This window comes from Burkholderia sp. Bp9090 (genome assembly GCF_003857985.1).
Lineage (GTDB): Bacteria > Pseudomonadota > Gammaproteobacteria > Burkholderiales > Burkholderiaceae > Burkholderia.
The window spans coordinates 118595-135822 of record NZ_QTPV01000013.1; the positions used below are offsets into that span (position 1 = coordinate 118595).

Consider the following 17228-nt stretch of genomic DNA (forward strand, 5'->3'; position numbering starts at 1 on the left):
ACGGGGGCAATCCGCACATGAAGAAACAAATCTCGTCGATCGCCGCGGGGCAGACCGCGAAGGCGCTGATCCTCGTCTACCTGACGTTCAGCGTGCCGATCGTGCTGCTCGGCATCCTGGTCGCGTACATCCGTTACGGGATGGTCGAACTGAGCACGATCCTGAGCGCGCTGCTGCTGAACGCGATCCTCGGTTTCGTGCTGCTGTGGATCGCCTGCCACGCGTACAACTGGGTCGCGTCGCGCTTCGGCGGCATCGAGATCGTGCTGTCCGATCCGCCGGAGGAAGCGTGAGCGGCGCACCGCTGATCCGCGCGGCCGAAGCGCGCGACGTCGGCGCGATCCTCGCGCTGATGCGCGAGCTGGCCGAGTTCGAAAAGCTCACGCACCTGTTCGTCGCGAGCGACGCCGACCTGGCCGACGCGCTGTTCGGCGAACGCCCCGCCGCCGAAGCGCTAGTGGCCGAGCGCGACGGCGCGATCGTCGCGTATGCGCTGTTCTTCCACAACTATTCGACGTTCCTCGGCCGGCGCGGGCTGTATCTCGAGGATCTGTACGTGCAGCCGTCGCAGCGCGGCACGGGCCTCGGCACCGCGATGCTGCAGCACCTCGCGGCACTCGCCGTCGAGCGCCGCTGCGCTCGCTTCGAATGGTCGGTGCTCGACTGGAACCAGCCGGCGATCGACTTCTACGAGAAGATGGGCGCGACCGTGCTGCCGGAGTGGCGCATCGTGCGCGTCACCGGCGACGCACTGGACGCGCTCGCCGCACGCTGAACGCGCGCCGGCTACGCCGGTCGCCGTGTCAAAGGAAAACGGGCGCCGCGGCGCCCGTTTTTCGTTCCAGCCGGTTTCGGCTGGGTGCATCATGCGGGATGCGTCATGCGTCGTCCGCATCGGCGCCGTCGGCGGCTTCCGCGCCGAGCAGCCCGGCCGCCGTCTCGCCCGGCAACGCCTCGACCTGTTTCAGCTTGCGGTTCATCACACGGGTGCGCTGCTCGGCGGCCTCGATCGAACGCGTGACCGTCTCGAGCTGCGCCTTCGTGCGTGCGAGCACGTCGCCAAACTTGCCGAATTCGGTCTTCACCGCACCGAGCACCTGCCATACCTCGCTCGAGCGCTGCTCGATCGCGAGCGTGCGGAAGCCCATCTGCAGGCTGTTCAGCAACGCGGTCAGTGTGGTCGGCCCGGCCACCGTCACGCGATAGTCGCGCTGCAGCAGGTCGGTCAGCCCCGGGCGGCGCAGGATCTCCGCATAAAGCCCCTCGGTCGGAAGGAACAGCAGCGCGAAATCGGTCGTATGCGGGGGCGCGACGTACTTCTCGGCGATCGTGCGCGCCTCCATCCGCACGCGCGCCTCGAGCGCACGGGCCGCCTCCTCGACCGCCACCGAATCGGCACGCTCCTGCGCATCGATCAGGCGCTCGTAGTCCTCACGCGGAAACTTCGCGTCGATCGGCAGCCACACCGGCGGCGCGTCGCGCGTGCCCGCGTCGCGTCCCGGCAGCCGGATCGCGAACTCGACGCGTTCGCTGCTCTTCGGCACCGTCGCGACGTTCTTCGCATACTGGTCGGGCGTAAGCATCTGCTCGAGCAACGCCTCGAGCTGCACCTCGCCCCAGGTGCCGCGCGTCTTCACGTTGGTCAGCACCTTCTTCAGGTCGCCGACGCCGGCCGCGAGCGTCTGCATCTCGCCGAGCCCGCGGTGCACCTGCTCGAGCCGGTCCGACACGAGCTTGAACGATTCGCCGAGCCGCTGCTCCAGCGTCGCATGCAGCTTCTCGTCGACGGTGCGGCGCATCTCCTCGAGCTTCGCCGCGTTGTTCGTCTCGATTTCCTTCAATCGCTGTTCGAGCGTCGCGCGCACTTCGCCGATCCGGCGATCGTTGGCCTCGGTCAGCTGTGTGAGCTGCCGGTTCAGCGTGTCGCCGAACAGACGCAGCGCGACCGTCTGCTCTTCGCGCGCCTGCTGCGCCTGGCGCTGCACGCTCTCGCGCATCGCGTCGAACTGCTGCGCGTTGCCCGCGACCAGCTTGCCGAGCTGTTGCGCGAAACCGTCGATCTGGTTGTTCTGCACGGTCGCGATGCTCGTCAGCTGCGTCGCGAGCGTCTGCTGAAGCTGCGAGAAACTGCCGGCCAGCTCGGTGCGCGAACCACGCGCGTTCTCGACGATCTCGCCGCGCAGCTCGCGTTCGAGCCGCTCGACCGCAAGCGCCTGCGCGTGCGCGGCGTCCTCGATCTGGTCGCCGAGCACGGCCGCGTCGTCGTGGCGGCCGCCGCCGCGCACGATCGCGACGATCGCCACCGCCAGCGCGACGGCCAGCACGACGACCGCCGCCAGCAACAACATCGTCGTCATGCGCGCGGCTTCCCGATCACGTCAGGGTTGATCGGATTCGGCGGCTGCCCCGCGCGCGGCCCTTCGCCCAGCGCGGCGATCAGGTTGTCGGCCGCGAGGTTCGCCATCGCGCGGCGCGTCTTTTCGGTCGCGCTCGCGATATGCGGCGTCAGCACGACGTTCGGCACCTCGAGCAGCGCCGGGTGCACGCTCGGCTCGCCTTCGAACACGTCGAGGCCGGCCGCGGCGATCGTCCCGTCGCGCAGCGCGACGGCCAGCGCCGCGTCATCGACGATGCCGCCGCGCGCGATGTTGGTCAGCGTCGCGGTGGGCTTCATCTTCGCGAGCTCGGCCGCGCCGATCGTGTGATGGTTCTCCTTCGTGTACGGCAGCACCAGCACGACGTGATCGGCGCGCGTGAGCAGCGCATCCTTCGACACGTATTCGGCGTTCAGCTCGGCCTCGATCTCGGGCGCGACCCGCGACCGGTTGTGATAGATCACCTGCATCCCGAAGCCGCGCGCGCGGCGCGCGAGCGCCTGGCCGATGCGCCCCATGCCGATGACGCCCAGCGTCGAGCCGTAAATGTCGCCTCCGAGGAAACCGTCGTACGCCCACTTCTGCCAGTGCCCGGCGCGCAGCCAGTGCTCGGATTCGGCGATCCGGCGCGCGGCGGCCATCATCAGCGCCCAGCCGAAATCCGCGGTCGACTCGTTCAGCACGTCGGGCGTGTTGGTGCCGAGCACGTTCGCCGCGTTGAACGCGGCCATGTCGAAGTTGTTGTAGCCGACCGCCATGTTCGACACGACGCGCAGGCGCGGCGCCGCCGCGAGCGCCGCCGCGCCGACCGGGTCGCCCGCCGTCAGCGCGCCGTCCTTGTCCGCGAGACGCGCGGCGAGCGTATCGGGGGCGAGCGCGTCGCCGTTGTTCCAGTCGACTTCGAAATACTGCTCGAGCCGTTCGATCACGTCCGGAAAGATCGGACGTGCGACCAGGATCTTCTGCATCGCCATCTCCGCATGCCGCGGCCGGAACGCGGCGCATCGTGCGCCGCCCGAACCGTCCGCGCTTGGTTGAAAATCGTCAGCCTACGCCGTGAAGAAGATCCACGACGTCAGCAGGAATACAGGTACCAGTATGGCGAACGCCCAGCCGAGATACGCGAAGAAGCTCGGCATCTTCACGCCGCGCGATTCCGCGATCGCCTTCACCATGAAGTTCGGCGCGTTGCCGATGTAGCTGTTCGCGCCCATGAACACCGCTCCCGCGGAGATCGCGGCGAGCGTCGTCGCGCCCGCCGTCATCAGCGCTTGCGCGTCGCCGCCCGCGAGGTTGAAGAACACGAGGTAGGTCGGCGCGTTGTCGAGGAACGACGACAACAGGCCGGTGGCCCAGAAGTACATCGCATCGATCGGCTTGCCGTCCGACCCCGTCACGAGATGGACGATCTGCGCGAACGCACCGTCCGCCCCCGCGCGCAGGATCACGATCACCGGCGCGATCGTCACGAAGATCCCCGCGAACAGCTTCGCGACCTCCTCGATCGGCGCCCAGTTGAACGCGTTGCCTTCGCGCGCGGAGCGCGGCGTCAGCGCGAGCGACGCGAGTGCCACGACAACCAGCGCGACGTCGCGCACGAGATTCTGCAGCGCGACGTGCGTGCCCCACACGTCGAACGTGATGCCCGGTTTCCAGATGCCGCTCATCAGCACGAGGCCGATCACGGCCGCGAGCAGCACGAAGTTGACCTTGCCGTCGATCGACAGCGCGCCATCGTCAGGTGTCGGGTCGAGCACGACCGGCCGCTCCTCGCCGCCCTTCCGGTAGAAGTACGTATCGAGCACGAAGAACAGCGTCAGCAGCACCGCGCAGATGAACAGCATCGGCAGCGCGAGATGCGTGGTCGTCCAGAAGAAGCTCACGCCGTTCAGGAAGCCGAGGAACAGCGGCGGATCGCCGAGCGGCGACAGCGAGCCGCCCGCGTTCGCGACGAGGAAGATGAAGAAGATCACGACGTGCACGACGTGCTTGCGATTGTCGTTCGCGCGCAGCAGCGGCCGGATCAGCAGCATCGCGGCGCCCGTCGTGCCCATCACGCTCGCGAGCAGCGTGCCGAGCGCGAGGATCGCGGTGTTCAGCTTCGGCGTGCCGTGCAGGTTGCCGTTGACGCAAATGCCGCCGGCGACCGTATACAGCGCGGTCAGCAGCACGATGAACGGGATGTACTCCTCGAGCAGCGCGTGCACCAGCGTTCCGAACGCCGTGCCCGCGCCGAACGCGACCGCGAACGGGACCAGAAACGCGATCGCCCATGCCGCGGCGATCTTGCCGAAGTGGTGATGCCAGAACACCGGCGCGACGAGCGGGAACACCGCGATGGACAGCAGGATCCCGGCGAACGGGATGCCCCAGAGTGCGGACAGCGTGGCACCGTCGAGCGTGGCGGCCGATGCGAGCGCGGGAACGGCGCCAAGCGCGGCTCCCGACGCCATGCCCGCCCAGGCGGCATGTCGTTTCATGCAGAACTTCCTTGTGCGAGTGAGTCGAGTGAGGATCGAGCGGACGCGATCGTCATGCACCGCGCACGACGATCGCGTGAACGCGGTACGGGCCGTGTGCGCCCAGCACGATGGTCTGCTCGATATCGCCGGTGCGCGACGGGCCCGATACGAAATTGACCGCGCGCGGCAATTCGCCGCGCTCCGCGCGAATCAGCGCGAATGCGTCTTCATGGCCCGCGACGATCCGCGACGCCGGCACGATCGCGATGTGGGTTTCCGGCAGCAGCCCGGCCGATGCATAGGTGTCGGGGCCGGACAGCAGCACCAGCGAGCCCGTTTCGGCGGTGGCGCAAAAGCAGCCGGTGAGGCCGACGAGATCGCCGTCGCGCGGCTTGCGGCATTCGACCGACAGGCCGGCGCCGGCCCAGTCGAGCTCGGCCAGCGTACGCCATGCGACGGCCTGCATCGGCAAGCCGTGAGCGGAAAGATAGCGGGCAGCGGCGGCGGGCGCGTCGGCCAGCGTCGCGACTTCGTCGACCGTCGTCGACAGGCGCGCCGCTTCATCAACGAATGCGGCGACGAGGTCGGCCGGCATCGGCGGCCGCGGCCCCTCGGGATGGCGGGCGAGATAGTCGGCGACGCCGTCGCGCTCCGCTGCATCGGGTTCGGGCGCGCGTCCTTGCGCCGCGCGAATGCGTGCGAGGATCTGGCGACGGGCAGCGGAAGTGTCCATGAACGGTCCTCGTGACGTTGGCGTGCGATACCGTCGGATTATACCGGCCGCCCCCGCGGCGACGCACCTCGCCGGACGGCCGACGCTTGCTACGATGCGGCGTCGTCGGCCGGCTGCGCGATGCCGAACACCTGGCGCAGGTACGCGAGATACGCCTTGTCGTCGCACATGCTCTTGCCCGGCGTATCCGACAGCTTCGCGACCGGCTGTCCATTGCAGCGGACCATCTTGATCACGATCTGCAGCGGCACGTAACCGAGATCGTTCGTGAGGTTGGTGCCGACGCCGAACGCGAGCTTGCAGCGGCCGCGGAACCGTTCGTACAGCTGCATGACCTTCGGAATGTCGAGCGCGTCGGAGAACACGAGCACCTTGGTGCGCGGATCGCAGCGGTTCGCCTCGTAGTGGCGCAGCATGCGCTCGCCCCACTCGAACGGATCGCCCGAATCGTGGCGCGCGCCGTCGAACAGCTTGCAGAAGTACATGTCGAAGTCGTTCAGGAACGCGTCCATCCCGTAGACGTCCGACAGCGCGATCCCCAGGTCGCCGCGATACTCCTTCGCCCACATCTCGAAACCGTAGGTCTGCGAATCGCGCAGCCGCGGGCCGAGCGCCTGGCAGGCCTGCAGGTATTCGTGCGCCATCGTGCCGAGCGGCGTCAGGCCGTGCTTCATCGCGTAGAACACGTTGCTCGTGCCCGCGAACTGCGGTCCGAGCCCGTCGCGCAGCGTCAGCGCGACCTCTTCGTGCCAGACCTTCGAGAAGCGCCGGCGCGTGCCGTAGTCGGCGATCTTGCAGTCGGCGAACTCGGGCTTCGCGCCGAGCAGCTTGATCTTCTCGCCCAGCCGCTCGCGGCCTTCGCGATAGTCGGGCTCGCGCTGCGTGTTGCGGAAATAGACCTCGTTGACGATCGCGAGCACCGGGATCTCGAACAGGATCGTGTGCAGCCACGGCCCTTCGATCACGATGTCGATCTCGCCGTTGCCCTTCGGCGAAGGCGTGATCGAGATGTACTTCTCGTTCAGGTGGAACAGCGCGAGGAAGTCGACGAAGTCGCTCTTGATGAAGCGCATGCGCCGCAGGTAGTCGAGTTCGTCGTCGGTGAAGCGCAGCGCACACAGGCCGCGCACCTCGTCGCGGATCTCGTCGATGTACGGCACGAGATCGACGCCGGGCGTGCGACACCGGAACCGGTACTCGACGTTTGCGGCAGGAAAGTGATGCAGGACGACCTGCATCATCGTGAACTTGTAGAGATCCGTGTCGAGCAGCGAAGTGATGATCATGTTTACGGCACCGCCAATATCGTGACAGGGCCCCGGCGCACCGCGCGCCGCCCGGTCTGTCGGCCATGTTACCCGAATGCGGGCCCGACCATCGTGAAACCGCCCTGCCCGACGCGCCGGGCGCGCGGCCGCACGCGCCGCGCCCGCCGCCAGCCCCATAAACTAATCACGAAACGATATAAGCCGGAAAGCCGACCACGCCATGCGGGTTTTGCGCTTCAGTTACAATGCCGCTTTTGGCGCACACGCCACCCCATATATACCGCCAAGCAGGAGCGTTTTAATGACTCACGTTGTGACCGAAGGCTGCATCAAGTGCAAATACACGGATTGCGTGGATGTGTGCCCGGTGGATTGCTTCCGTGAAGGTCCCAACTTTCTCGCCATCGATCCGGACGAGTGCATCGACTGCGCCGTGTGCGTCGCCGAGTGCCCGACCAATGCGATCTATGCCGAAGAAGACGTTCCGGGCGACCAGCAGCAGTTCACCGCGCTGAACGCCGAGCTGGCGAAGGACTGGCCGTCGATCACGAAGACCAAGCCGGCACCGGCCGACGCGGACGAGTGGAAGGACGTGCAGGACAAGCTGCACCTGCTCGAGCGTTGATCGCGCAGCGGCGCTGCAAAAATTTTTGGTGCGCCGCCGCTCAAAAGTGTTGACAGGTTAGCGAACACTCCATACAATCTCGTTTCTCTGCTGTTGTTGTTTGTTCCCCGATAGCTCAGTCGGTAGAGCGCCGGACTGTTAATCCGTAGGTCCCTGGTTCGAGCCCAGGTCGGGGAGCCAGACAGCGAAAGGCCCGTCATTCGACGGGCCTTTTGTTTTTCCGGCGCCCGCCGGTCACCGCCGCGCATGCTAGAGTTTCTGTCCCGCATTCGCATCCGGTTCCGTCGATGAAGCACCGCCTCCTTTCCGCCGCGTCGCTCGCCCTTCTGCTCTCCGCCTTTGCCACCGCGCCGCTCGCGCACGCGGAGGAAGTCGGCAGCGTCAACACCCATTTCCGCGTGACGGGCTCCGACCGCGTGGTCGTCGAAGCGTACGACGATCCGCTCGTGACGGGCGTCACCTGCTACGTGTCGCGGGCGCGCACCGGCGGGATCAAGGGCACGCTCGGCGTCGCCGAGGATCCGAGCGAAGCGTCGATCGCGTGCCGGCAAGTCGGCCCGCTCAGCTTCAAGGAGCCGCTCAAGCAGCAGACCGACGTGTTCAGCGAACGGATGTCGTTCATCTTCAAGACGCTGCACGTCGTGCGCGTGGTGGACAAGAAGCGCAACACGCTCGTCTACCTGACCTACAGCGACCGCATCGTCAGCGGCAGCCCGAAGAACGCCGTGACCGCCGTGCCGATGCCGGCCGGCACGACGATTCCGGTCAAGTAAGCCCGCACCGGCCGGGCGCGCGAGCGCTACACTGTCGATTCGACCGCCCTCGCGCCCGACCATGTCCGCCCCCCGCCTTCTTCCGGACTCCGCACGTTACTGGCGCACGCCGCTGCTGCCGGACGCGGATCTGCTCACCGCCACCTATCGCGACCACACGTTCGCGCCGCACTGGCACGACGCGTACACGATCCCCGTGATCCTCGAGGGGGCGGAGCGCTACACCTGTCGCGGCAGCGGCCATGTCGCCGAAACGGGCACCGTGCCCGTGATCAATCCCGGCGAAGTGCACACCGGCTCGCGCGCGACCGACGAAGGCTGGTGCTATCGCGTGAGCTACGTGCCGGTCGACTACATTCGCTCGCTCGCGAGCGCGATCGCGGGGCGGCCGCAGGATGCGCCATGGTTCCCGTCCGACGTGATCCGCGACACCGATCTCGCGGCACGGCTCGCGCTGGCCCACCGGATGATGGAGGCCGGCAGCGAACGCATGCCGCCGTTCCACCCCCACGAGCAGCCGGCCGCCAATGATCCGGCCGCCGCGGCACCGCGCGTCTACGATCCGCTCGCCGCCGAAACGGCGATGCTCGATGCGCTGTCGACACTGATCGCGCGCCATGCCGACGCGCGGCTGCAACCGGCGGCGCTCGCGGCGGACGAACCGCGCGTCGACGCGATGCGCGAACGGCTGGCCGCCGATCTCACGGGCACGGTCACGCTCGACGACGTCGCGCAGGCCGCCGGCCTGTCGCCGTTTCACGCGGCGCGCCTGTTCACGCGCACGACCGGGATGCCGCCACATGCGTGGCGCAACCAGTTGCGGCTGCAGCGCGCGCTTGCGCCGTTGCGCGCCGGCGTGCCGATCGCTGATGTCGCCGCGGCCAGCGGCTTCGTCGACCAGAGTCACTTCACGCGGCATTTCAAACGAATGTTCGGCGTGCCGCCCGGACGCTGGCAGGCGCGCTGACGCCCTTCCCTGCATTCGACGACGGACGGCAACCCGCACGCACGCAGCGCCATCGGCACCCGCGCGGGCGCAAGAACATACAAGCCGCCGCTGCATCACCCCGCTATCCTCCATTCCATGGAGACGAGCCCCTTGAACCCCACACCCACACCTACGCCCCCGCCTCGCCGCCCGCTCAACGAGTGGCTCGACGGCGCACGCGACACGATCCCAATGATGATCGGCGCGGCACCGTTCGGCGTGATCTTCGGCACGCTCGTCGGCGGCGGCCCGCTCGCCGCATGGCACGGCGCGCTGATGTCGCTCGCGGTGTTCGCGGGCTCCGCGCAATTCATCGCGCTCGGCCTGATCGCGGGCAGCGCGAGCTTCGTCGTCGTGCTCGCGACGACGCTGATCGTGAACCTGCGTCACCTGCTGTACAGCGCGACGCTCGCGCCGTACGTCGCGCACCTGCCGCTGCGCTGGCGCGCGACGCTCGGCGCGCTGATGACCGACGAGGTGTTCGCGGTCGCCTACGCGCACTACCGCCACTTCCCGCCCGGCGCGATCGGCCCGCACTACTTCTTCGGCTCGGGCCTCGCGATGTACCTGAACTGGCAGGTCTGGACGCTCGCGGGCATCGGCTTCGGCGCGGCCTTCCCGGGCCTCCAGTCGCTCGGCCTCGATTTCGCGATGGCGGCCACCTTCATCGCGATCGTCGTCCCGCAGCTCGGCACGCTGCGCTATCTGGCGGCCGCCGCGACCGCCGGCACGCTCGCGTACTTCTGGCAGGGCTGGCCGTACAAGCTCGGGCTGCTGGGCGCGGTCGCCGCCGGCGTCGTGGTCGGCGTCGCGCTCACGCTGCTGCACGAGCGTTCGCGCACCGCTTCACGCACGGAGGCCGCATCGTGAGCTACGCGCTGCTGATCCTCGGGATGGCCGTGATCACCTATGCGATCCGGACGACGCTGTTCCTGTTCGGCGAGCGGCTGACCTTCCCGCCGCTCGTGCGGACCGCGCTCGGCTTCGTGCCCGTCACCGTGCTGACTGCGATCATCGTACCGATGACCGTCTCGCCGCACGGCGGCACGGCCGAGCTGACCTGGCGCAATCCGCAGCTGGTCGGCGCGCTCGCCGCCGTGCTCGTGTCGGCGACGACACGCCGGCCGCTCGTGACGATCGCGGTCGGGCTCGCGGTGTTCTTCTTCTGGCAAGGGGTCGTGATGCCGCACTGGCTGCCGGCCTGAGCGGACCTCGCCGGCCGCGCTCAAGTTTCCGTCCGGCGCGCCGATATAGGAAGTGAAGACCCGCCATCGGCCTCGGCGCGAACCGGTCCGCCGACGCCGCGCCCGCACCGGTGCGCGATGTCGGCCGCCGGCCCGCGCGGGCCGCCATCGAGACGATTCATGGGCCAGATCACCCTTTCCCTCAAGGACGACACGCTTGCGTCCCTGCGCAAGGACTACGACGCGTTCGTGCGCGTGTCGCTGAAACTCGACCCGCAGTTCGCGACGCCGTCGTTCGAGGATTTCCTGCGCGCCAAGCTGCTCGACAACATGGTGCCGCTGACCGAGCACGCCGTGCAGCGGATGCTCGAGGGCGGCCAGTACGCGTGGGCGAAGCGCACGCTCGACAAGGAATTCCCGGACGTCGTCGCGATCCTGATGCGGCAGGCCGGCGAATTCGGCTTCGGCTTCGCGTCGCGCTCCGAATGGACGCCCGACGAGCTTGCGAAGGCGTGCCGCGACTGGGCCAAGGCGATCGTCGCCGAAGCGCAGGGCGATGCGTCGCTGGTCGATCCGCTCGCGGCGCAGATCAAGAGCGCGGTCCACGACATCCAGGCGCTCGAGGAATCGATGCAGACGCCCGCGTGGCGGCTCGCGGAATCGCTGCGCCAGCGCATCTACGAGGCGAAGCTCGCGTGCGAGATGAGCGTCGGCAGCGCCGCGCGCGACAAGCTCGGCGAACTGCGCGGCCTGCTGCGGCTCGGGCTCGCGCACGGCTCGTTCCAGAAACAGGAAGCGCAGCAGATCATGGAATATCTGCGGCTGCTGAAGCCCGAGATCTTCGTCGACGAGCCATACGACGTATTCACGCGGCTCGCCGCGTGGCTGCGCAGCGTATTTACCCCGTCCGCGGCACGACCGGCACACGGACCGGGGCCGGAGCAGCGCCGGCCGTGACGGCCCGCGTCCACGCATGAAGAACGGCCCGGTTCGCGCGAAGCGAACCGGGCCGCCGGTCGATCGCCGTCACGACGCGCCGTCCGGGGCGAGCGTCGTGCGACGTCGGGGTGCCGCTTACTGCGCGGCGCCCGAGGCCGATGCACCGCCCTGCACGCCGGCCGACGCACTGCCTTCGACCGCTTCGTCGCCCACCTTCGACTTCGCCGAGCCGGCGTGATGCTTGGCCGACTTCGCCGCATGCTTCGCGTGCTTCTTGGTCGAGTGGACCGACGACGACGCCGTATCCTTCGCGCCGTCGGCTGCCGCGCCAACCGCATCGGTTGCGCCGCCGACCGCGTTGCCCGACGCATTCGCGCCGGCACCACCCTGCATACCCGCGTCTGCGCCTGCCCCCGCTGCCGGCGCCTGCGTCTGCACGCCGGCGCCGGCGGTGCCCTGCGCCGCGACGCCGGTCTGCGCGAATGCGGCCGAAGTGGCGAACGCCGTCAGCGCGGCACCAATCAGCATCGTACGAATCTTGGACATGACAATCCTCCTCAAGAAGTTGTGGGCGCGGAGCGCATCGATACGCTCCGTCGCGTCCCCTGCCGCGACACGCAGCAGGTACGATGAAAGACCCGCGGGCGGCACGGCCGGTTCTCGAATCTCTCAGACTGTTACCCACCGTTTCATTTGCTGACGAATCGCTCACAGTCCTTAACGGCTACGGGGCGCAAACATGCGCGCGCGGCCGCACTCGCGCGCGGGCCCGCGGTGCCGTATGATGCGGGGCGATTCCTCCCGCGCGTCGCGCGCCTCCTTCGTCATGCCTAACCTGGATTTCACGCTGACCGGCGAATACGTCGAGCTGCACAACCTTCTCAAGATCACCGGCCTCGCCGACAGCGGCGGCACCGCGAAGATGTTCGTCGCGTCCGGCGCGGTGAAAGTCGACGGCGTGGTCGAACTGCGCAAGACCTGCAAGATCCGCGCGGGCCAGGTCGTGCTGTTCGGCGATACGCGGATCGCGGTTCACGACGCATAGCGGTTCCCCCTCACCGTGACATGGCCATCGGCGCGCGCGTTCGACACCGTTCGAATAAAGCCGTAAGCTAGCCGTCTCTCAAAATAAATACAGACAGCGCGGGCCCGCACCCGCGCGAGCGCCCATTCCATGTCGCATTCCGGTCTTACGCGGACGGCCGCCGCGCCGCCGTCGCTGTCCAGTCATGCCGCCGATACCGCGCGCCTCGCCGCGCCGCTCGCGATCGCACAACTCTCGCAAATGGCGATGAGCGTCACCGACACGGTGCTGCTCGGCTCGCTCGGCCCCGATTCGCTCGCGGCGGGCGGCCTCGGCGCGAACTTCTTCTTCGTCATCGTGACCGTGCTGCAGGGTGTGCTGTCGTCGGTCAGCGTGAGCGTCGCGCATGCGCGCGGCGCGCAGGCGGAACACCGCGTGCCGCACATCTACTGGACCGGCTTCGTGCTGTCCGTGCTGCTCGCGATTCCGGCGATCGTCGCGCTGTCGCTGTCCGAGCCGATCCTGCTGATGTTCCACGAGCCGCCCACGCTCGCGCGTCACGTCGGCGAGTACACCGGCATCCTGCGGTTCGCGGCGCTCGGCAGCCTGATCGGCGTCGGGCTGATGCGCGCCTTCCTGCCCGCGATCGGCGCCGCACGGCGGCTGCTGTGGGTGTCGATCGGCGGCGTCGGCGTGAACGGCGTGCTGAACTACGGGCTGATCCACGGCGCCTTCGGCTTGCCGCGGCTCGGCTTCCTCGGCTCGGCGGTCGCGACGACCATCACCATCTGGCTCACCGCGCTCGCGCTGATCTGGCTGCTGCACGGCCGCCAGCGGTTCCGCCATTTCGTGACCGCCGCCCGCCCGAAACTGCCGATGATGGGCGAGCTGATCGGCATCGGCTGGCCGGTGGCGATCACGTACGGGGTCGAATCGACGCTGTTTCTCGCCACGGGCCTGACCATCGGCGTGCTCGGCGCGACGTCGCTTGCCGCACACCAGATCGCACTGAACGTCGCGTCGGTGGCGTTCATGGTGCCGCTCGCGATCGGCCAGGCCGCCAACGTGCGGGTCGGCTACTGGGTCGGCGCCGGCCAGCCGGTCGCCGCGCGGCATGCGGGCTTCGTCGCGCTCGGCCTCGGCGTCGCATTCATGTCGCTGTCGGGGCTCGTGCTGATCGTCGTGCCGCATGCGATCGTCGGCCTGTACCTCCAGCTCGACGATCCGGCCAACGCGGCGACCGTGTCGCTGGCCGCGTCGCTCCTCGGCATTGCCGCGGTGTTCCAGATCGTCGACGGCATGCAGACCGTCGGCTCGGGCGCGCTGCGCGGACTGCGCGATACGCGCATCCCGATGCTCGCGGCGACCCTCGGCTACTGGGGCATCGGCTTCCCGACCGGTTACTGGCTGGCGTTCCATGCAGGCCTTGGCGCACGCGGCCTCTGGTGGGGGCTCGCGGCCGGCCTGGCGAGCGTCGCCGCGCTGATGGCCTGGCGCTTCCATCTGAAGAGCGCATCGCTCGTCGCATCGACGCGCTGAGCGCGACGACACGACGCAAAATCGCGGCCGGCGCTATGCTTGTCGGTTGAAGACCCAACACGTCGCGCCAGCGGCGCGACTGCCTCACGATACGCCAGACGCCGCGCGACGCGCGGCCTTTCCCCTTCCCAAGAGGAGTGCATCATGAACGAAGCAGTTCGGATGGAACGCGACACGTTCGGCGAGATCGCCGTGCCGGCCAACCGGCTCTGGGGCGCGCAGACGGAACGCTCGCTGCAGAATTTCCGGATCTCGACCGAGAAGCAGTCGCCCGAGCTGATCCACGCGCTCGCGATCGTCAAGCGCGCCGCGGCCGCCGTGAACCAGTCGCTCGGCGTGCTGGCCGACGACAAGGCGCGCGCGATCATCGACGCGGCCGACGAGATCATCGCGGGCAAGCATCCGCGCGAATTCCCGCTCGCCGTATGGCAGACGGGCTCCGGCACGCAGACCAACATGAACCTCAACGAGGTGATCGCGAACCGGGCGAGCGAACTGCTCGGCGGCGAGCGCGGCGAAGCACGCAAGGTCCACCCGAACGACGACGTGAACCGCGGCCAGTCGTCGAACGACGTGTTCCCGACCGCGATGCACGTCGCGGCCGCGTACGCGATCGTCAACCATCTGCTGCCCGCGCTGCGCACGCTGCGCGCGACGCTCGACGCGAAGTCGAAGGCCTTCGCCGATATCGTGAAGATCGGCCGCACGCACCTGCAGGACGCGACGCCGCTCACGCTCGGGCAGGAATTTTCCGGTTACGTCGCGCAGCTCGACCAGGGCATTCGGCACGTCGAATCGGCGCTGCCGCACCTGTACGAACTCGCGCTCGGCGGCACTGCCGTCGGCACCGGGCTGAACGCGCATCCGGAGTTCGCGGTGCGCGTCGCCGACGAGATCGGCCGGCTGACGACGCTGCCGTTCGTGACCGCGCCGAGCAAGTTCGAGGTGATGGCGGCCGCCGACGCGCTGGTGTTCGCGCACGGCGCGCTGAAGACGGTCGCGGCCGGCCTGATGAAGATCGCCAACGACGTCCGCTGGCTCGCGAGCGGGCCGCGCTGCGGGCTCGGCGAACTGTCGATTCCGGAAAACGAGCCGGGCAGCTCGATCATGCCGGGCAAGGTGAACCCGACGCAGTCGGAAGCCGTGACGATGCTGTGCTGCCAGGTGTTCGGCAACGACGTCGCGGTAAACGTCGGCGGCGCGAGCGGCAACTTCGAGCTGAACGTGTTCCGGCCGATGATCGCGCACAACGTGCTGCAGTCGGTGCGGCTGCTCGCCGACGGCGCGCAGAGCTTCAACGACCACTGCGCGGCGGGCATCGAGCCGAACCGCGCGCGCATCGATCTGCTGCTGAACGAATCGCTGATGCTCGTGACGGCGCTCAACCCGCATATCGGCTACGACAAGGCCGCGCAGATCGCGAAGAAGGCGCACAAGGAAGGCACGACGCTGAAGGCCGCCGCGCTTGCGCTCGGCTACCTGACCGAGGCGGAATTCGACGCGTGGGTGCGCCCCGAGGAAATGATCGGATCGCGGTAATCGCGGGGGCGACGCGATGATGCGACGGGCGCGGCGCGAACGCCGCACCCGTTGTCGTCAGACGGTGCCCTTCGCCACTTCCTCGGGCTTCATCTCGACGATCTTGTCGAGCGCGGCGCGCACGTCGGCCGCATACTTCGCGAGCACCTTCTGCTCGTCGGTCTCGGGCACGAATGGCGGCACCGGCACCGGGTTGCCGTTCTCGTCGACCGCGACGAACACGACGAGGCAGTCGGTCGTCTGGCGCAGCACGCCGCCCTTCGGATCGCCGGCGTGCACGGACACATGGATGTGCATGCTGGTGCGGCCCGTCGCGACGACGCGCGCCTTCAGCTCGACCAGGTTGCCGACGAGGATCGGACGCTGGAAGCGGATGTTGCCGACGCTGACCGTCACGCAATAGCGGCTCGACCAGACCGCCGCGCACGCATACGCGACCTCGTCGATCCACTTCATCAGCGCGCCGCCATGCACCTTGCCGCCGAAGTTCACGGACGACGGCTCGGCGAGGAAGCGGAATACGGTTTCGGTGCGGTCGAGGGCAGCCGGTACGGGGGATGGTTGGGACATCGTGGTAGCTCCAGGCGGCGGGGTACGGCAATCGGCGCATTATACGTTGCACTGCGGCAACACGTCGCAGCGCCCGCCGCACGGCCGGCCGCGCCCGTGCGCCGAACCGGCATCGGCACCGGCAAGCGACGTCCGTCAGCGGCGCACCGTGATGCCCTGATCGATCGTCCCGTACATCTCGAGGCTGCCGCCCCGCTCGCCGGCGGCGCCTGCACCGCCCTGCGCACAGGCCGCGCAAAGGAACGCGGCGGCCAACAGGCAGAAAATCGTCTTCATCGTTGCATCGTGTCGCATCCGGCGGCCCACTGCCGCCGCGTCCGGCCATTCTACGCGTGCGCGGCCGGCGACCGCGGGTCGCGCACCGCCCCGCCGCATCCGACATTTCACCCGAACACGAAACATCGAATGTGCGCAGCACCTACACTGCAGTCATTCCGCCTGACGAGACACGACGATGACCGATCAAGACGACCACCACTTTCCGGGCCTGAGCCGAATCGGAGCCCTGATCGCCGATCCGGGGCGCGCCGCGATGCTGTGGGTGCTGATGGACGGCAGCGCGCGGCCGGCCGGCGAACTGACGATGATCGCAGGGCTGTCGCCGTCCGCGGCGAGCGCGCACCTCGCGCGCCTGACCGAAGGCGGCCTGCTCGCGCTCGACGTGCGCGGCCGGCACCGCTACTACCGGCTCGCGTCGGCCGACATCGCGGCGTCGCTCGAGGCGCTCGCGAACGTGGCCCGCGCGGCCGCGCCGAACCGTCCGGTGCCGCCGCCGTCGCGCGCGGTGCCGGCCGAACTGCGCTACGCGCGCACCTGCTACGACCACATGGCCGGCGAACTCGCGGTCCGCATCTTCGACGGGCTCACCGCACGCGGCTGGCTGCAGGCGGACGGCGACGCGATCGAAGCCACCGAACTCGGCACGCAGGCGCTCGCGCGCTGGGGCATCGACGTCGCGCAGCAGCGCACGCGCCGCCGCCGCTTCGCATGCGGCTGCCTCGACTGGAGCGAGCGCCGCCCCCATCTCGGCGGCGCGCTCGGCGCGGCACTGCTCGACAGCTTCTGCGCCCACGGCTGGATCGAGCGCACCGCACGGCCGCGCGTGCTGCGCGTCACCGTGCCCGGACAGCAGGTTTTCGACGACTGGCTTACGTCCGCTTGACGCGTACATTGCGACGGGACGACAACGGCGCGCGATGGACAGGTTTT

The 17228-nt window shown here is 68.6% G+C and carries 20 protein-coding genes and 1 tRNA gene; 13 read left to right on the forward strand and 8 right to left on the reverse strand.

The window, feature by feature from the left end; all coding sequences use genetic code 11:
- Positions 1-17: 17 nt before the first annotated feature.
- Together DIE16_RS15095 and DIE16_RS15100 are read left to right on the forward strand one after the other, a co-directional pair.
- Positions 18-293, forward strand: a complete 276-nt coding sequence (locus tag DIE16_RS15095; RefSeq protein ID WP_006476519.1) for a hypothetical protein — start codon at positions 18-20, stop codon at positions 291-293.
- The gene (locus tag DIE16_RS15100) at positions 290-775 is read left to right on the forward strand and encodes a GNAT family N-acetyltransferase (RefSeq protein ID WP_124892570.1); all 486 of its coding nucleotides are present in this window, start codon (positions 290-292) and stop codon (positions 773-775) included. Before DIE16_RS15095 ends, DIE16_RS15100 begins: the two co-directional genes overlap by 4 nt.
- Positions 776-878: 103 nt before the next feature.
- Here DIE16_RS15100 and DIE16_RS15105 read toward each other — a convergent pair whose 3' ends face one another.
- The 5 genes from DIE16_RS15105 to pncB form a co-directional block, all read right to left on the reverse strand.
- On the reverse strand, positions 879-2357 hold the full coding sequence (locus DIE16_RS15105; RefSeq protein ID WP_124487469.1) for a DNA recombination protein RmuC: 1479 nt from the start codon (positions 2355-2357) through the stop codon (positions 879-881).
- Positions 2354-3343, reverse strand: a complete 990-nt coding sequence (locus DIE16_RS15110) for a D-glycerate dehydrogenase (RefSeq protein WP_124892571.1) — start codon at positions 3341-3343, stop codon at positions 2354-2356. The genes DIE16_RS15105 and DIE16_RS15110 overlap by 4 nt, the downstream gene beginning before the upstream one ends.
- Before the next feature lie 81 nt (positions 3344-3424).
- Positions 3425-4855 carry a sodium:proton antiporter gene (locus tag DIE16_RS15115; RefSeq protein WP_124571082.1) on the reverse strand — a complete coding sequence of 477 codons (1431 nt, stop codon included), beginning with the start codon at positions 4853-4855 and terminating at the stop codon, positions 3425-3427.
- A gap of 52 nt (positions 4856-4907) precedes the next feature.
- Positions 4908-5570, reverse strand: a complete 663-nt coding sequence (locus DIE16_RS15120; RefSeq protein WP_059523763.1) for a lactate utilization protein C — start codon at positions 5568-5570, stop codon at positions 4908-4910.
- A gap of 89 nt (positions 5571-5659) precedes the next feature.
- Entirely contained in the window at positions 5660-6856 is a 1197-nt protein-coding gene (pncB, locus tag DIE16_RS15125) for a nicotinate phosphoribosyltransferase (RefSeq protein WP_124521381.1), read from the reverse strand.
- A gap of 283 nt (positions 6857-7139) precedes the next feature.
- On the opposite strand from pncB, the gene fdxA reads away from it, so the two are divergent.
- The 7 genes from fdxA to DIE16_RS15165 all read left to right on the forward strand — a co-directional run bounded on the left by fdxA (position 7140) and on the right by DIE16_RS15165 (position 11365).
- Entirely contained in the window at positions 7140-7463 is a 324-nt protein-coding gene (fdxA, locus tag DIE16_RS15135; protein WP_011351384.1) for a ferredoxin FdxA, read from the forward strand.
- A gap of 104 nt (positions 7464-7567) precedes the next feature.
- Positions 7568-7643: transfer RNA gene (locus DIE16_RS15140), tRNA-Asn, on the forward strand.
- Positions 7644-7750: 107 nt separating this feature from the next.
- The gene (locus tag DIE16_RS15145; RefSeq protein WP_044844793.1) at positions 7751-8236 is read left to right on the forward strand and encodes a CreA family protein; all 486 of its coding nucleotides are present in this window, start codon (positions 7751-7753) and stop codon (positions 8234-8236) included.
- A 61-nt stretch (positions 8237-8297) separates the two neighbouring features.
- On the forward strand, positions 8298-9203 hold the full coding sequence (locus DIE16_RS15150; protein WP_124521383.1) for an AraC family transcriptional regulator: 906 nt from the start codon (positions 8298-8300) through the stop codon (positions 9201-9203).
- Positions 9204-9320: 117 nt separating this feature from the next.
- On the forward strand, positions 9321-10094 hold the full coding sequence (locus DIE16_RS15155; RefSeq protein ID WP_124892572.1) for an AzlC family ABC transporter permease: 774 nt from the start codon (positions 9321-9323) through the stop codon (positions 10092-10094).
- On the forward strand, positions 10091-10429 hold the full coding sequence (locus DIE16_RS15160; protein WP_044844796.1) for an AzlD domain-containing protein: 339 nt from the start codon (positions 10091-10093) through the stop codon (positions 10427-10429). The genes DIE16_RS15155 and DIE16_RS15160 overlap by 4 nt, the downstream gene beginning before the upstream one ends.
- A 159-nt stretch (positions 10430-10588) precedes the next feature.
- Complete coding sequence (locus tag DIE16_RS15165) at positions 10589-11365, forward strand: DUF4088 family protein (RefSeq protein WP_044844797.1); 777 nt, start codon at positions 10589-10591, stop codon at positions 11363-11365.
- Positions 11366-11482: 117 nt separating this feature from the next.
- Here DIE16_RS15165 and DIE16_RS15170 read toward each other — a convergent pair whose 3' ends face one another.
- Entirely contained in the window at positions 11483-11893 is a 411-nt protein-coding gene (locus DIE16_RS15170) for a hypothetical protein (RefSeq protein WP_124892574.1), read from the reverse strand.
- 280 nt (positions 11894-12173) lie between these two features.
- Between DIE16_RS15170 and DIE16_RS15175 the strand changes: the two genes are divergently transcribed.
- From DIE16_RS15175 to fumC, 3 genes are all read left to right on the forward strand, one after another.
- Positions 12174-12392, forward strand: coding sequence for an RNA-binding S4 domain-containing protein (locus tag DIE16_RS15175; RefSeq protein ID WP_006753074.1), 219 nt, complete (start codon positions 12174-12176; stop codon positions 12390-12392).
- A gap of 129 nt (positions 12393-12521) precedes the next feature.
- Entirely contained in the window at positions 12522-13910 is a 1389-nt protein-coding gene (gene norM, locus DIE16_RS15180) for a multidrug efflux MATE transporter NorM (RefSeq protein ID WP_124487478.1), read from the forward strand.
- A 144-nt stretch (positions 13911-14054) separates the two neighbouring features.
- Positions 14055-15449, forward strand: a complete 1395-nt coding sequence (fumC, locus tag DIE16_RS15185) for a class II fumarate hydratase (RefSeq protein WP_044844800.1) — start codon at positions 14055-14057, stop codon at positions 15447-15449.
- A gap of 57 nt (positions 15450-15506) precedes the next feature.
- Here the strand turns inward: fumC and DIE16_RS15190 are convergent, their stop codons facing one another.
- On the reverse strand, positions 15507-16019 hold the full coding sequence (locus DIE16_RS15190) for an acyl-CoA thioesterase (protein WP_014897688.1): 513 nt from the start codon (positions 16017-16019) through the stop codon (positions 15507-15509).
- Positions 16020-16154: 135 nt separating this feature from the next.
- Entirely contained in the window at positions 16155-16295 is a 141-nt protein-coding gene (locus DIE16_RS36600; RefSeq protein WP_185500387.1) for a hypothetical protein, read from the reverse strand.
- A gap of 178 nt (positions 16296-16473) precedes the next feature.
- On the opposite strand from DIE16_RS36600, the gene DIE16_RS15195 reads away from it, so the two are divergent.
- Positions 16474-17181, forward strand: a complete 708-nt coding sequence (locus DIE16_RS15195) for a helix-turn-helix transcriptional regulator (RefSeq protein WP_124892576.1) — start codon at positions 16474-16476, stop codon at positions 17179-17181.
- Positions 17182-17228: the final 47 nt, after the last annotated feature.